General features: G+C 69.6%; 15 protein-coding genes and 1 pseudogene. 11 read left to right on the forward strand and 5 right to left on the reverse strand.

The features are described from left to right. Positions 1-31 precede the first annotated feature (31 nt). The 10 genes from ACFYZB_RS23270 (at position 32) to ACFYZB_RS23315 (ending at position 9,914) form a co-directional block, all read left to right on the forward strand. Positions 32-787, forward strand: a complete 756-nt coding sequence (locus ACFYZB_RS23270; RefSeq protein ID WP_388761703.1) for an NAD-dependent epimerase/dehydratase family protein — start codon at positions 32-34, stop codon at positions 785-787. 35 nt (positions 788-822) lie between these two features. Beyond that, complete coding sequence (locus ACFYZB_RS23275) at positions 823-2,076, forward strand: activator-dependent family glycosyltransferase (RefSeq protein WP_388761706.1); 1,254 nt, start codon at positions 823-825, stop codon at positions 2,074-2,076. Positions 2,077-2,106: 30 nt separating this feature from the next. After that, positions 2,107-2,691, forward strand: coding sequence for an NADPH-dependent FMN reductase (locus tag ACFYZB_RS23280; protein ID WP_388761709.1), 585 nt, complete (start codon positions 2,107-2,109; stop codon positions 2,689-2,691). Next, positions 2,688-3,833, forward strand: coding sequence for an acyl-CoA dehydrogenase family protein (locus tag ACFYZB_RS23285; protein ID WP_388761712.1), 1,146 nt, complete (start codon positions 2,688-2,690; stop codon positions 3,831-3,833). Before ACFYZB_RS23280 ends, ACFYZB_RS23285 begins: the two co-directional genes overlap by 4 nt. Continuing rightward, positions 3,834-4,571, forward strand: a complete 738-nt coding sequence (locus tag ACFYZB_RS23290; protein ID WP_388761715.1) for a 4'-phosphopantetheinyl transferase family protein — start codon at positions 3,834-3,836, stop codon at positions 4,569-4,571. It abuts the gene before it with no gap. Between the two features lie 140 nt (positions 4,572-4,711). Next, complete coding sequence (locus tag ACFYZB_RS23295; protein WP_388761717.1) at positions 4,712-5,689, forward strand: ketoacyl-ACP synthase III family protein; 978 nt, start codon at positions 4,712-4,714, stop codon at positions 5,687-5,689. Further along, on the forward strand, positions 5,686-6,330 hold the full coding sequence (locus ACFYZB_RS23300) for a hypothetical protein (RefSeq protein ID WP_388761720.1): 645 nt from the start codon (positions 5,686-5,688) through the stop codon (positions 6,328-6,330). The genes ACFYZB_RS23295 and ACFYZB_RS23300 overlap by 4 nt, the downstream gene beginning before the upstream one ends. Next, a complete protein-coding gene (locus tag ACFYZB_RS23305) occupies positions 6,317-8,014 on the forward strand; it encodes a GH3 auxin-responsive promoter family protein (protein ID WP_388761723.1) in 1,698 nt (565 codons plus the stop codon). The genes ACFYZB_RS23300 and ACFYZB_RS23305 overlap by 14 nt, the downstream gene beginning before the upstream one ends. Beyond that, positions 8,011-9,186, forward strand: a complete 1,176-nt coding sequence (locus ACFYZB_RS23310; RefSeq protein WP_388761726.1) for a hypothetical protein — start codon at positions 8,011-8,013, stop codon at positions 9,184-9,186. Before ACFYZB_RS23305 ends, ACFYZB_RS23310 begins: the two co-directional genes overlap by 4 nt. Then, on the forward strand, positions 9,186-9,914 hold the full coding sequence (locus ACFYZB_RS23315) for a DUF6182 family protein (RefSeq protein ID WP_388761729.1): 729 nt from the start codon (positions 9,186-9,188) through the stop codon (positions 9,912-9,914). The genes ACFYZB_RS23310 and ACFYZB_RS23315 overlap by 1 nt, the downstream gene beginning before the upstream one ends. 158 nt (positions 9,915-10,072) lie before the next feature. Here ACFYZB_RS23315 and ACFYZB_RS23320 read toward each other — a convergent pair whose 3' ends face one another. From ACFYZB_RS23320 to ACFYZB_RS23340, 5 genes are all read right to left on the reverse strand, one after another. Beyond that, the gene (locus tag ACFYZB_RS23320; protein WP_388761732.1) at positions 10,073-11,491 is read right to left on the reverse strand and encodes an aldehyde dehydrogenase family protein; all 1,419 of its coding nucleotides are present in this window, start codon (positions 11,489-11,491) and stop codon (positions 10,073-10,075) included. Between the two features lie 77 nt (positions 11,492-11,568). After that, the gene (locus ACFYZB_RS23325) at positions 11,569-12,723 is read right to left on the reverse strand and encodes an MAB_1171c family putative transporter (RefSeq protein WP_388761735.1); all 1,155 of its coding nucleotides are present in this window, start codon (positions 12,721-12,723) and stop codon (positions 11,569-11,571) included. After that, a complete protein-coding gene (locus ACFYZB_RS23330; protein WP_388761738.1) occupies positions 12,716-13,225 on the reverse strand; it encodes a regulator component in 510 nt (169 codons plus the stop codon). The genes ACFYZB_RS23325 and ACFYZB_RS23330 overlap by 8 nt, the downstream gene beginning before the upstream one ends. Next, positions 13,222-13,512, reverse strand: coding sequence for a hypothetical protein (locus ACFYZB_RS23335; protein WP_388761741.1), 291 nt, complete (start codon positions 13,510-13,512; stop codon positions 13,222-13,224). Before ACFYZB_RS23335 ends, ACFYZB_RS23330 begins: the two co-directional genes overlap by 4 nt. A gap of 277 nt (positions 13,513-13,789) precedes the next feature. After that, positions 13,790-14,083 (reverse strand): hypothetical protein, encoded by a 294-nt coding sequence (locus ACFYZB_RS23340; protein WP_388761744.1) that lies wholly within the window; start codon positions 14,081-14,083, stop codon positions 13,790-13,792. A gap of 135 nt (positions 14,084-14,218) precedes the next feature. Between ACFYZB_RS23340 and ACFYZB_RS23345 the strand changes: the two are divergent. Further along, positions 14,219-14,464 (forward strand): annotated as a pseudogene (locus tag ACFYZB_RS23345) (SDR family NAD(P)-dependent oxidoreductase); the annotation flags it as partial. Positions 14,465-14,581: the final 117 nt, after the last annotated feature.

Genomic DNA, 14,581 nt, shown 5'->3' on the forward strand with positions numbered 1-14,581 from the left:
GTCGCGACGGCCACCTCGAAGGGAGTCACCCATGCAGATCATCGGAAACGGCTTCATCGCCCGCAGTCTCCAGCCGATCGCCGGACGGTACCCCGACACCGTCGCCCTGGCGGCCGGGGTGTCCTGGGCCAGCGGCACCGCCGCCGCCGACTTCGAGCGGGAGGCCAGGCTGCTGCACGAGGTGGCCGCCTCCTGCCGGAGCACGGGCCGGCGCCTCCTCTTCTTCTCCACCGCCGCCACCGGCATGTACGGGCTGGTGGACGGGCCGGGCCGGGAGGACGTCCCCGTCGTCCCCTGCACCCCCTACGGCGCGCACAAGCTGGCGCTGGAGGAGCAGTTGCGCGCCTCGGGCGCGGACCACCTGGTGCTGCGGCTCGGGCACCTGGTCGGCCCCGGCCAGCCGGCTCACCAATTGCTGCCCGCCCTGGTCAGACAGATCCGCGACGGCGACGTGCGGATCCACCGTGACGCGGCCCGTGATCTGATCGACGTCGCCGACGTGGTCACCCTGATCGACCGGCTGCTGGCCCAGAGGCTCCAGGGCGAGATCGTCAACGTGGCCTCCGGGGTGGCCGTACCGGTGGAACGGATCGTCGACCGGCTGGAACAACGGCTCGGCCGCACCGCGCGCCACCAGTACGAGGACACCGGCAGCCATCACGTCATCGCCATCGACAAGCTGCGTTCCCTGGTCCCGGAAACCGACCGGTTGGGCTTCGGCCCGCACTACTACGAGCGGATCGTTGACGACTTCGCCGCCACGGTCGTCGCCGCGACCCCGTCCTGACGACCGGGCTTCACCGCCCGCCCTGGAGAATCCTGATGCGCGTCCTGTTCACCGTGTTTCCCGCCACGGCCCACATCCATCCGATCGTGCCGCTGGCCTGGGCCCTGCAGAACGCCGGCCACGACGTCCGGGTGGCCATCCACCCGGACGCCGTCGACCTGGTGACCGATGCGGGCCTGACCGCGATCCCACTCGGCAACCGGGAGATCCTCTCCAGCGTGGTCGAGTTCAACTCCAACCTCGATCTGCTCGACGGGCTGGACGACAGCCTTGCCCTGGACACCGACCGGGAGACCCCACGCTGGGAAGAGCAGTGGTACGGCCTCACCCAGGTGCTGTCCATGTTCACCCCCGTGCTCCAGGACCTGGTCTCCCTCACCGAGAGCTGGCGACCCGACCTGGTGCTCTGGGATCCGTTCTGCCCGGCCGCCGCGGTGGCCGCCCGGGTCAGCGGCGCCGCACAGGCCCGCATCCTGTGGGGCCAGGACAACATCGCCTGGCTGCGCGCCAAGTCCAGGCAGCAGCTGGCGTCCCGGGGCGCCACGCCGGGCCAGGACCCGGTCAACGCCCTGATGCGCCCGATGCTGAGCTGCTACGGCCTCGACTACGACGAGGAGCTGCTGCTCGGCCAGTGGACCATCGACCCGATGCCGTCGGGGATGCGGCTACCGCTCGACCTGCCCTACCAGCCGATGCGCCGGGTGCCGTACAACGGGGCGGCAGTCGTCCCCGACTGGCTGCTTGCCCGGGTGGACCGCCCGCGGGTGTGCCTCACCCTCGGGCTCGGCGGCCGGGGCCGGCAGCTCTTCCGGGAGAGCGGCGTCGGCTTCCCGGAGATCGTCGCCGCGCTCGCCGAGCTCGACATCGAGCTGGTCGCCACCATCGACGCCAAGCAGCGCGACCTGGTCACCACCGTGCCCGACAACGTTCGGCTGGTCGACTACGTCCCACTCGGCCAGCTGCTGCCCACCTGCTCGGCGATCATCCACCACGGCGGCGGCGGCACCTTCGCGGCGGCGGTGGCCCACCAGGTGCCACAGCTGATCACACCCATGCCGTTCTGGGGCGAGCACGTCACCGCGCGGTACGTCGCCGACCACGGTGCCGGACTGCTCATCCCGAGTGCCGAGTTGACGGCCGAGAACCTGCGCGACCAGCTGTCCCGCCTGTTGACGGAGCCCGCCTTCGGCAAGGGCGCGGCCGACCTGTACCAGGAGATGCGCGAGGCCCCGAGCCCGGCCGAACTGGTCCCGGTGCTGGAAGACCTGACCGCCGAGCACCGCCGCTGACCGCCAGACCATCGAAAGGAGAGAACCGTCATGTCCGAACCCCCCGCCCGCCTCGCCCTCATCGTGGGCAGCACCCGGACCGGCCGGCTGGGCCGCACGGTGGCCCACTGGTTCCTCGACCAGGCGACCGAGCTCGGATACCGGGACGTCGACGTCGTCGACCTCGCCGAGGCCGACCTGCCCGTGGTGATGCAGGACTTCGCGGCGACCTCGCGCCCCGCGGCGGTGGAGGCGCTCTCGGCCCGGCTCGCCGCCGCCGAGGCGTTCGTCGTGGTCACGCCCGAGTACAACCACAGTTTTCCCGCACCGCTGAAGAACGCCATCGACTGGTACCGCACAGAGTGGCACGCCAAGCCGGTCGGCTTCGTCTCCTACGGCGGGATCTCCGGAGGTCTGCGCGCGGTGGAGCAGCTGCGCCCGGTCTTCGCCGAGGTCCACGCGGTCACCGTGCGGGACAGCGTCAGCTTCCACCAGGCCTGGGAGCGGTTCGGCCCCGACGGCCGGCCGGTGGACCCGGTGGGATGCAACCAGGCCGCCAAGGCCATGCTCGACCAGCTCGACTGGTGGGCCCAGGCGCTCAACGAGGCCCGCGCCAAGCGGCCTTACACCTCATGACGACCCGAAAGGGGGACGCTGCCGTGCCGACCGCGCTGACCGAGGCGGCCGAGCGGGTCGCCCTGCTGGGCGGAGAGCACGCCGTCGCCTCGGAGCAGGCCCGCAGGCTGCACCCCGCGGTTGTCGACGCGATCCGTGCGGCCGGTTTCGCCCGGCACTTCGTGCCCCCCGAGCACGGGGGCACCGGCGGCGGCACGCTCGACCTGGTGCGGGCCCTGGACGTCGTCGGACGGCAGTGCGCAGCCGCCGCCTGGAGCGCCTCGATCGTCGCGGGCGTGGGCCGGATGGCGGGATTCCTGCCCGCGGCGGGACAGGCCCGGATCTGGGAGCACGGACCGGATACCCTCGTGGCCGGCTCACTCGCGCCGATCGGCCGGGCCGTGGAGAGCGCGGACGGCTGGCGGCTGTCGGGTACCTGGCCGTCCATCAGCGTGGCCGACCACTGCGACTGGGCCCTGGTCCGGGCCGTGGTCGGCGGCAGTGCGAAGCATGCCCGGGTGTTCGCCGTGCCCCGCGCCGACCTCCTGGTCAAGGACACCTGGACCAGCATCGGCATGTGCGGCACCGGCAGCAACACCGTGGTGATCGACGATGTCTTGGTCCCGCACGAGCTGAGCTTCCCCGGCGACGACCTGTTCAACGGCCGCCCCGACGCGGACCAGGCGTACCACCGGATCCCGCTCCAGGCGGTCAACGGCCTGCTGTTCGCCGCCCCCGCGCTGGGCGCGGCCCGCGGAGCTTACGCCCACTGGTCCGGCTACGCCGGCGAGAAGATCCGTAACTTGCCGGCAAAGCCGACGGGCCCGGGCCCCAGCCGCACGTTCTACGCCACCACGCTGGCCCGCTGCGCCGGGGAGATCGACAGCGCCGGGCTGCTGCTGGAGCGCGCCGCGGCGACAGCCGGGCAGGCCGCCGGGCCGAGCCCGCTGGAGGTGGCGCGCAACGCCCGCGACAGCGCACTGGCCGCCGAACTCCTGGTGACCGCGGTCAACCGGATGTTCAGCGCGGCGGGCACCAGTGGCCAGTCCACCACCAGCCCCCTGCAGCGCTTCTGGCGCGACGTCAACAGCGCCGTCACCCACGTCGGCCTCCAGTTCGAGCCGGCTGCCCTCGGGTACGCCGGGCCGGCCACGGAGCAGTAAATGGCGGCGGTGCCAACCGGCGACCCGGAGCGGCCGGGGGCGGAGCTGTGGCTGCTGTCGCCGGCCACCACGGAGCCGAGCCCACCGTCGCCGGCGCAGCTGGACGAGGCGGAGCGGCGCCGGGCCGCCCGCTTCGTGCGCGCCACCGACCGGGTGCTGTACACCACGGCACACGTCGCACTGCGCCGGCTGCTGGCCGAGCGGCTGGGCACCGCGCCCGAACTGGTCCGCCTCGGGCGGGACGCGTGCCCCGGCTGCGGCGGGCCGCACGGTCGCCCGGTGGTGCTGGACGCGCCGTTCCCCCTGCACTTCTCGCTCTCACACACCGACGGCCTGGTGCTGGTGGGCCTGGCCGCGGTGCCGCTGGGCGTCGACGCCCAGGTTCTGGCGGGCGACTCCCGGGTGGCGGCCTGTATGCCGGCCTTCCACCCCGAGGAGCAGGCGGAGCTGGCCCGGCTGGACCCTCCGGCCCGCCGGGCCGCCTTCACCCTGCTGTGGGCCCGCAAGGAGGCCCACCTCAAGGGGGTCGGCACCGGGCTGCTGCGGACCCAGCTCGCTGAGCATTACCACGGCTCCGGTGGCCCGGCCGCACCGGCCGGGCCTGCGGGCTGGACCGTCCTCGATGTTCCCTGCGGCCCCCGCCACCGCGCCGCCGTCGCGCTCCGCCGCACCGACCCCGGTCCGGTGACCGTCCGGTGGCTGGAGCCTCACCAGCCGGCGGCGCGCCGAGCCGCCTGATCTCCGTGGTCGCGGCCCCCACCATCGCCGCCGCCACTTTGCCACCACCTCGCCCCGAGAAGAGCTCACACATGCATTGGGATGACATTTACCTGCGAGCGTCGGCCACCCGGCTGGGACGGACCGAAGACGTTCAGGAGATGGTGGCGCAAGGGCGCTACCGAGCGGAGGAATACGCCGAGGACGGCTACCTGAGCGTCAGCGTGATCGACGACGAGGCCCCCGCCGACCTGGCGGTCGACGCGGCCCGCCGCGCCCTCGCCCGCTCGGGCGTCCCCCACTGGGCGGTGGAACTGGTCGTCCACTCCAGCGTGGGCTTCCAGGGGCTCGATCACTGGTCGCCGGCCGCCTACATCCAGCGGCACACCGTCGCCGGCCAGGCGGCCGCGGTGGAGATCAAGCAGGCGTCCAACGGCGGGCTGGCCGCGCTGGACCTGGCAGCCGCCTACCTGGCGGCCCGGCCGGGCCCCGCCGCAGCGTTGCTCACCACCGCCGACACCTACCAGCTGCCCGCCTTCGACCGCTACCGCTCGGACCAGGGCTGGGTGCGCGGCGACGGCGCCACGGCCCTGGTCCTCGGCCGCGAGCCGGGCCTGGCCCGCCTGCTGTCCACCAGCCTGGTCGGCGACTCCACGCACGAGGAGGCGCACCGCGGCGGCGAGACCTGGGCCAAGGCACCGGGCGAGCGCGGCTGGCCGGTGGACCTTCGCAGCCGCCGACGCGAGTACTTCCTCTCCGGGCACGAGCCCGCCGAGATCGGCGCGACCATCCTCAACGGGATCCGCCACGTCATGCAGACCGCGCTCAAGGACGCCGGGGCCGACGTGGACGACATCGCCCGGTTCGCGTTCGCTCACGCCGGCCGGCACGTCGCCCGGTGGGCCTTCGCCATGGACGAGTTCGGCATCGCGAACGACCGCACCACCCTGGACTGGGGCATGACGGTGGGTCACATCGGCGCCGGCGACCAGATTGCCGGCCTCACCCACCTGCTGGAGACGAACCAGGTCGTCCCGGGCGACCTGGTCATGCTGACCGGATTCGGTGCCGGACTCACCTTCGCCAGTGCGGTGCTGGAGATACAGCAGCGGCCCGACTGGGCCGAGGAGCGGCTGTGACCACCCGCCAACCGGAGTTCTTCGTCCTGCTCGGCCCCGACTACGCGGGAAAGTCCTCGGTGCTGTCCGAGCTGACACGCACCGGCGCACCGTGCCGGGTGGTCTCGACGGATGACGAGTTCACCGCGCCGGCCCACGCCCTGATCTCCCGGCTGCGCCGGGACGTGGTACGGGACGTGCTGCCCGCGCTCGGCCGAGACTACTCGCCGGAGTTCCTGGCGGGCCTGCTGCAGACGGCCGTGCTGCACCAGCGCGACCTGGTGCTCCGGGCCGCCCCGGGCGAGCCGGTGCTGGTCGACTCCTACTACTACAAGATCCTGGCCAAGTGCAGGCTGTCCGGCGTGCCCGACAACCCGATGTTCGACTGGTGGCGGTCGTTCCCTCAGCCGCGCCGCGTTCTGTTCCTGGACGTGACGCCGGAGAACGCCTGGCAGCGCAGCGGCCGGGGCGCGGCGGTCAATCCGCTGGAGCACTACGGACGGCAGGCGGACCGGCTGTCCTTCGAGACCTACCAGGCAGACCTGCGCAAGCTGCTGCACGAGGAGGTCCGACGGCTGCCGGTGACCGTGATCGAGCCGCGCGGCGACGTGGCACGCACCGCACGGGACGTACGAGAGGCGATGATCCGTGACGACGACTGAATCCTGGGGCGAACCCGATCGCGTCCGGCGCTACCGGGAGCGCGTGCTCGGCGAACGTGAGCACCTGCGCACCGCGTTCGCCGATCCGGCCGCACGCCAGCGCCAAGTGCTCGCCGAACTACTGGAGTTCAACAAGGACACCGAGTTCGGACGGGCGCACGGCTTCGGCCGGATCAGCTCGCTGGACGAGTACCGCAAGGCCGTTCCGGTGCACGACTACGCCGCGCTGGCGCCGCTGATCGAGCGGATGGCGGCCGGTGAGCACAACGTGCTGAGCGCCGACGACCCCGTCGTCTACTTCACCAGCAGCGGCACCACGGGCGCCCACAAGAAGATCCCGGTGACCTCGGCGTTCATGCGCACCACCTTCTTCCCGTTCTACTACGCCGCCTGGGCCCCGCTGATCGAGCACTTCCCGGACGTACTGGAGCGACCTGACGCTGTACTGAACCTCAAGCACGATCCGCTGAGCCTGCCGCCCACCACGGCCTCCGGATCCCCCCATGTCGGCGCCAGCCAGGTCGACTTCGGCGTCAAGTTCGGCGAACCGCTCGCCGCCGAGCCCGGCACCGGTGCGCCGTGGGCGACCGTGCCGGTGCCGGTCGCGCAGAACGACCACCTGGAGAAGACCTACCTGCGGCTGCGGCTCGCGGTGCAGAGCGATGTCCGCTGCGTCATAGGGATCAATCCTGCGATGGTGGCCGCACTGCCCTACCAGCTGAACCTGTGGCTGCCACGGATCGTCGAAGAGGTCCGCAATGGGACGCTCGGCGGCCTGCCGTACGGCAGACCCGACCCGGAGCGCGCCGCTGAGCTCGAGCGGTACGCCGAGCGGTACGGGGAACTGCGTCCGGCACACGTGTGGCCGCGGCTGAAGGCCCTGTTCTGCTGGACCACCGGGCTCGCCTCGCTCTATCTTCCCCGGCTGCGCGAGCAGTTCGGGACGGGCGTGACGGCATTGCCCGCTCCGGTGGCTGCCTCCGAGGGACCGGTCGCGGTTCCGCTCGACCGGCACGGTACGGCGGGCAGCGTGGTCGTGACCGCCTCGGTCTACGAGTTCGTGGACGCGGACGAGGACCTGGCGCCCGATGTGGCCACGCTGGGACTGCCGGACCTGGAGCCCGGACGCGACTACCACGTGGTGTTCAGCCACATAGGCGGGCTCTACCGCTACGCGGTCGGCGACGTGGTCCGGGTGGTCGACCGGATGGAGGGGGTGCCGCGACTGTCCTACGCCGGACGGGCGAACCGCTCCGATGCCGCGGGCGAGCGGCTCCGCGACGCCCAGGTGTTCCGCGCGCTGGCCGACGCGCTCGACACCACCGGGCTCGAGCTGCGCAACGTCGCCTGCCGGGTGAGGAAGGAGGCTGCGGCCGCCCCGCGGTACGAATTCGCGGTCGCGCCGCAGAGCCCTTGGCGGGCGGAGGAGGCCGCCCGCTTCGCGGACCGGCTCGACGCCGCCATCAGTGCCGAGGCCCCGCGCTACGGCGCCGCCCGTTCGGCGGGCCGGCTGGATGCCGCCACCGTGCGCACGGTGGACCGGGACGCCTTCGTGCGGGACTGGCAGGAGATCGTGGACAGTGGGGTCCGTCCCACCCAGGTCAAGGACCGGCTGTTCCGGCAGGACCCTGCGCACTGGGACCGCCTGGTGGACACCCCGACTGCCGAGCGGGGCGACGGATGAGCGTACTCGCGCAGACCGGGCAGCGGGCCGCCGCGCGGCCGACGGCGCCCGTCACGAACCGGCCGCGGCGCCGGGTGCTGCTGGCACCGGTCACGGTGACCCCCTCGAAGCCGCTGACACCCAGTCATCTCAAGGGCCTGCTGTGGACCGACGTGATGTACCGGGCGACCGCACACGTGGCGGACGTCGACTACCGGTACAGCCACACGACCTATCACTGCACCGAGCAGACCCTGGGCTTCTGGGAATTCCTCGACCGCGCCGCCGCTGACGTCGACCACGGCGCCCTCTCGGCGGAGCAGATCGGTGAACTCTACGTCCGTTACCGGGCAGAGCCGAACCGGGTGCCGGCAGACGCGCTGCGCCCCTATGCCGACGCCGTCGAACGGCACGGCTGGGTGCATCCGGCCGCCGAGCGGGTGCTGGATCTGTGGACCGCGCAGTACGCCCGGCTCGGCATGCACGACCCGGGGCTGACGACGCACCAGCCACCCGGCCTGGGCCTGGAGGAGACGATCGACCGGCTGTGCGCCATGAACCTCTGCCTCGACCTGCGTGCCATCGGCGGTCCGGTCTATCTCGACGGCACCCGGCACGGGCTGCCACTGCGGGTGATCGTCAGCGCCGACGGCCGTCCCAACTACCTGGCCTGCGCACTGCGGGAACTGGTGCCGCTCGCGCCGGAGTACGACGAGCTGGTACTGCTGTACGACGACGAGCTGGCGGCCGACTATGTGCTGCTCCAGCGCACGCTCGGCGCATGCGGCCCCGACGTCCGCCGGGTGGCCCTCGGCCGGGTGCCGATCGACGGCGTGGTCAGGTCCGCCCGCCACGGCGGCTGGCAAGGCCACACGGCTGGCGCCGTGCTGCGCACCCTCGGTCCCGATTACGAGGAGGCGGCGGTGCGGATCGGCGTCCGCCTCTACTTCATCGCGATGCTCGGTCCAGGATCCCAGCAGTCCTTCCGGTACGACCTGCTGCGGAAGGCCTGTGCCCGTGCCGACCGCTGGCTGGCGGACGGGCCGGCCGCCGATCCGCTGCCGGTCGCCGAACTGGTGTCCCGGCACCAGGGTGAGCACTGCTACGTCGACCCGTACCGGCTGACCACGGGGCTGCTCGGCCGGCACCGTTCCGCACCGGCCGGCGGACTGCTCTCGGCGGTGTATCTGTGATGCTGTCCCAAGAGCTGCTGCGCAACGTGCTGGCCGACCGGATCCGGTCCGCCCGGCCCGAACTGGGCGAGCGCTTCGACCTGGACTCACCGGCCGGGCAGCTCGGCGCGCAGGCAGAGATCACGGCGTACGAACCTGAGCGCGGCGCGGCGGCCGTCGCGGTGCTGTCCCGCTTCGACCTGACCTCATGGGTTCGTACCGCCGTCGTGTGCGCGCAGGCCCTGGACCCCGCGGCCGCTGCGGCCTGGCGGCGCGATTTCACCCGGACCGTCTTCCTGGCCGGGAACCCCCGGAACCTGGTGGACCGGTTCCGCTTCGACCACATCGCCGAGGACCTCGACACCGCCTGGCTCGGGCCGACCGAGGCTGCGGCATCCGAGCAACTGCGCCGACAGCTCAGGCTCTTCGACGGGCGCCGCGCGGTCACCGATCTGCTGACCCCGGGCGCGTCGGCGCCCGGTGCCACGGTCGGCCGGGACCTGTACGTCGCAACGGCCGGGGTGCCGGCCTCCGACTGCTTGATCCACGTCACTCATCTGGTCACAGAGGCCGTGTTGGATGGGCTGCTCACCTCGGGGGACCGCCTGATCGTACAGCCGCGGCCGTATCTGGAAAGCGGTCGGCAGGCGTTCGCAGCGCTGCGGGTCGGTGCGGCGGACGGCACCCGCCCGGGAATGCTGCGAGCCTATGCCGCGCTCGGCACGTCACCAGCCGTCAGGCCTTCCTGACAAGCCACCGGTGGAGCACGCAGCTCACACAGTTCTGGAGAGGCTCGAGTGCCGCGCGCCCGGCGCGCGGCACTCGACTCTCGCGAGGCCGCCTGCCCCGCAACTGTGCTGGGGCACCACACTGGACGTGAAAGGCAGGCGGCCTTGATTCAAGAAGGTCAGAGCTGAAGCGACTTGGTCTGCAGGAATTCCATGAGCCCGTGCTCACCGAGCTCTCGCCCGACACCCGACTGCTTGTAACCGCCGAAGGGCGCAAGCGGGTTGTAGGCGCCGCCGTTGACGGTCACTTGGCCACATGCCATCGAACGTGCGAAGGTGATCGCCTGCTTCTCGTCAGCTGCCCAGACGGACCCGGCAAGGCCGTAGTCGGAGTCATTGGCGATGCGCAGGGCATTCTCCTCGTCCTCGTACCTCATGAACGAGAGCACGGGACCGAAGATCTCCTCGCGAGCAATGCTCATGTCGGCGGTGACGTCAGCGAAGACCGTGGGACGGACGTAGTAGCCCTTGTCGCATCCGTCCGGGGCCTCAGGGCCACCCGCGACAAGACGGGCACCTTCTGCCAGGCCCTGTCGGATATGGTTGCGTACCTTCTCCTGTTGGGTGCTGCTCACCACCGGGCCCAGGCGGCAGTCGGAATCGGCCGGGTCACCGGGAGCAAAGGCAGCAATCTCCTCGACGGCAATCCGGACCGCCTCTTCATAGTCATCGGCGTGGACCAGCGTGCGCGTGAGCGCGTTGCAGGACTGCCCTGCGTTGCGAACGACGTCAGCGACATTGACGCGGACAGCCTGTGCGAGGTCCGCACCAGGAAGGATGACGTTTGCGGACTTGCCCCCGAGTTCAAGGGCCACACGCTTGACTGCGGCCCCGGCAACGGACCCGATGTGCTTGCCGACAGCTGTCGAACCCGTGAACGAGATCATGTCTACGCCGGGATGGCGCACCAGCGCCTCCCCAGCTTCGGTTCCCCTGCCGGTGACGAGGTTGAAGACCCCGGCAGGGAAGCCTGCGGCTGCCACGCACTCCGCGAACAACTGGGCCGACAGAGGAGTCAGCTCCGCGGGCTTGAGGACAACCGTGCAGCCCGCGGCGAGGGCGGGAACAACCTTGCACACAGCTTGGTGCAGCGGATAATTCCACGGAGTGATCGCACCGACTACGCCGACGGGCTCGAGCAGGACAAGCGAATTACCCACCCGCTTCTCGAAGGCGAATTCGGTCGCAAGCTTGCTGTGCAAGCGCGTCACGGTGACAGGTAGACCGGCCTGCACCCTACGGGAGAACCCGATCGGGGTGCCCATCTCAGCTGTGATGAGCGACCCCATCTGGTCCTGGCGGGCTGAGAGTTCGTCAGACAGCGTAGCCAGTAACTCGGCACGACGGGTGGGCGCTGTGGATGCCCACCCTGACAGTGCCGATCGAGCCGCATTGACCGCGGCGTCGATGTCCGCTGCAGAACCGGCCGGAACGGTCCCGATAATCTGCTCGTTGGCCGGGTTGACCACATCAATGACATCGGTTCCGACGGCAAGTTGCCAGTGCCCTGCGATGAACACCTCGTCGTGCGCAGTCACAAACATACTCCTTCATAGATCATTGGCGGCAGTGGAAACTTAGCCCTGGAAGCTGTACGCGCACCAGGTTGCACGGCCTAGGGGTGCACCGCGCTCGGCTGCTGTGGCATGGGCAGCGCATCACCCATCGACGGCCAATGCCGGGCGACTGCGAGGAGCAACGACGGGCTGCCGGTTTCGACCCCAGGGAGGGGACAGGGAGCAGACGGTGCTTGCCCGGCCAGCTTCGTTCTCCGGGCCAGTCCTATGGCCCCCGCGAGGGAGGCTGCATCGAGACCATCTGCGGAGGTGCCGGCTCGTTCGGCGTGTCTTCGCGCCTGCTCGTATGTTTCCGGCCGGACGTAGGACTGCAGGTCCAGAAGAGCGTCGTAGGTCTCGATGGTCTGACGGTGCGCCTGGAGTGTCAACGGGACGTGCGGCTTCAACACTTCCTTCAGCCGGGTCCGCTGCGGTTGCGCCAGAGCCGCGTTTGGCACGGCGGCCAGCAGATCCCTCCATAGTGGCCAGAGTACCCACGTCGTCCGCAAGGCCATTGCCATTCTGACGAAGGCGCTGCCAGCAGGTACCAGCAACAGGGCCGCGCGAAAGATTCCGTGGATATTGACAATGACCGACATGTAAGGAAGGGCGCCGGGTATGCGATCGTACAAATGAACCAGATAGAGTCCCCAGAAAACGACGGCAAAGATACATCCGACAGCGTATAGCCGCAGGGACCACGCGAGTTCGCGATCGTCTGTGCGCTGACTGTACTTCCAGCAGATGACGGTTGCGAGGCCGTCCGCAACCAAGTGTGCGCCGATGACGATGACCCAGTAAAGCGGTGACGGCGTTGCAGCTTCACCCGAGGAGGGAATAGCCGGACCCGGGTAGTCGCCGTGCAGGAAATCCATGACGACAAGAGCGAAGAGCATGACCGTAAAGTTCACCAAAACTACCAGGCGGAGACGGCGTCCGCTGGTCGAGTCGATGATGAACAGGAGTGAGAGCCCTCCACTCAAAACGCCGACAAGATTGCGAGCCACAGTGATTACGTGGGCACTCCCTGTGGCATTCACGGCCCAAGCAATTACTTGTGGCTGGAAAAGCGTAATTGCTACCGTCGCTGTCAACACAACGAGCCAGTGGCGGCGATGATGGCGTGAGCGTATGGCCGCTGTGGCGCGCCCGGCAAGCGATAGCCACAAGACGGCGACACTGCACCAACCGATGATCTTTGCCAGCTCATTCACCTTCGTTTAGCCCCAAAAATGCCCCGAGGCGGCCAAGAGGGCCCCTGGGTCGGACAGGCTTCCCGGTGCTCTGTAGGAGACTGGCTATCATTTCGGCTTCTTGTTCCTCGTTGGTCGTATAGCTGGTCCTGCCCATCAGACGCTTGATCATATGGGGCTGGAGGTCGCTCAGCATCTCACCGAACACGTTGCCATTCGATTCGACTCGATTATGGTCGCAGATTATGTGGGCGAGCTCGTGCAGGACTATATGATCCTGGTGAATGCGCGCTGTGCGAACCTCGTGGAATACGTAGTCTGCGTCGTCCGTACCGATCCACAAACCACACGCACCTGCGACAGCGGCCTGACTCGGCAGTTCTCGCAAAATCAATGGGCGCTCCCGCAGCTCCTCCACCCATCGACAGATCGCTTCGAACGAGTAGACCTTGGGTGCGTCCAGAGCGTCCAGAATCGATTGACATCGGCGGCTCAACAACGCGTAGTCGCTTGCCCCGTTCACCTTTTCTTCTCCGTACCCTTGTGGTCAGCACTGGTAGAGTCAGAGGCAGTATGACGGATTCTGTGCCGCATCGTATAGAAGACGGAATTGCCGTCGCCAGTGAGATTCAGCTGAGCGACGGCGGGATCCAGGATGGCGTACGCGTCCGGGGCCTTGGCCATGGCACGAGTGCCATCGGCCAGGTCCTGCGCCCTCGCGGCATGCCGCAACCCGCCCTCGCCGGCCGTCGGCCACCAGATGCCGGTCATGCCCCGGGCGATCTCGCGGGCCTTGTACGCGACGCTCACTGTCCGTCAGCCATCGCGGCCACAGCCTCGTGCATGCCGACCGTACGCCTTGCCGGTCAGGGTCTGTGCAAGGGCAACGCGTTCAGGGTGGAAGTGAGGTGCTGTTACTTCCAGGTCTGCGATCTCGTTGTCGAGTATCTCGCCCCCGTCACCCATGACTTGGCGTCTTCCCCCTCCGTTACTGCCCGGATGCTCGACTCTAACCGCCGTTCCCGTCTTCGCGGCCAGGAAGGCCCAATGAAGAAGTAAAGACGCATGAGTTGGTCGGTGAGTTCCCTCACAGCCCCTGCGACGCGTGGTGAGTGCAGCTCCAGACGCTCGGGCCGCGGGCATCGGCGCGGCCCTGCTGACCTGGGCCGGAGGCAGCCGACCGGTCCAGGGCGCGGCACACGATGTCTTCGCGCAGGTAGACGGTGCGCGGGTGCGTCAGGTCGGGATAGAGCGCGGCTTCTTCCTCTTTGAACTCGCAGCGGTGGTAGACGATGCGGCTGCGGATGGTGGCCGGTTGCATCTTGCGCCCGCACAGGATCCGGACCGATGGAGGCAGGGCTCTCGTGGTGATGGCGGACATCACCGATCAGCGCCAGGCCGCCGCCGCGGTGGGCACTGTGGTGGCCCAACTCGGCCGCCTGGACACCGTCGTCAACAAGCCGGCTTCATGGGTGTCGGGCAGATAGTGGACTCGCCGCTCGGAGAGTGGGAGCAGATGCTCGAGGTCAACGTTCAGGGCCTGCTCTACATCACTCACGCCGCGTTGCCGCATCTCCTGCGCGCTGCGGAGGACTCGCCGCGAGGCGTGGCGGACCTGGTCGACATCTGCTCCACGGCCGGTCGGGTCGCACGGCCCGGCACGGCTGTTCACAACCTGACGAAGTTCGGCGTCAACGGATTCACCGAGACCCTGCGGCAGGAGGTCATGCAGAAGCACGTGCGAGTGAGCGTGGTCGAGCCCGGCACCGTGGACACCGAGCTGAGCACCCATCTCCGCGACGGCGTGCGGCAGGCCATCGAGCGCTCCGCAGTCCCGATCGGGCCATGCGCCTCGACGCATGCCGGCGAGGCCTCGCGG

The sequence above is a fragment of the Streptomyces sp. NPDC001852 genome, assembly GCF_042891825.1.
GTDB lineage: Bacteria > Actinomycetota > Actinomycetes > Streptomycetales > Streptomycetaceae > Streptomyces.

Bases quoted from the DNA above. Each gene is read 5' to 3' on its own strand.
- ACFYZB_RS23270 (WP_388761703.1), top strand. From the start codon at position 32: ATGCAGATCATCGGAAACGGCTTCATCGCCCGCAGTCTCCAGCCGATC.
- ACFYZB_RS23275 (WP_388761706.1), top strand. From the start codon at position 823: ATGCGCGTCCTGTTCACCGTGTTTCCCGCCACGGCCCACATCCATCCG.
- ACFYZB_RS23280 (WP_388761709.1), top strand. From the start codon at position 2,107: ATGTCCGAACCCCCCGCCCGCCTCGCCCTCATCGTGGGCAGCACCCGG.
- ACFYZB_RS23285 (WP_388761712.1), top strand. From the start codon at position 2,688: ATGACGACCCGAAAGGGGGACGCTGCCGTGCCGACCGCGCTGACCGAG.
- ACFYZB_RS23290 (WP_388761715.1), top strand. From the start codon at position 3,834: ATGGCGGCGGTGCCAACCGGCGACCCGGAGCGGCCGGGGGCGGAGCTG.
- ACFYZB_RS23295 (WP_388761717.1), top strand. From the start codon at position 4,712: ATGGTGGCGCAAGGGCGCTACCGAGCGGAGGAATACGCCGAGGACGGC.
- ACFYZB_RS23310 (WP_388761726.1), top strand. From the start codon at position 8,011: ATGAGCGTACTCGCGCAGACCGGGCAGCGGGCCGCCGCGCGGCCGACG.
- ACFYZB_RS23315 (WP_388761729.1), top strand. From the start codon at position 9,186: ATGCTGTCCCAAGAGCTGCTGCGCAACGTGCTGGCCGACCGGATCCGG.
- ACFYZB_RS23340 (WP_388761744.1), bottom strand. From the start codon at position 14,083: ATGTCCGCCATCACCACGAGAGCCCTGCCTCCATCGGTCCGGATCCTG.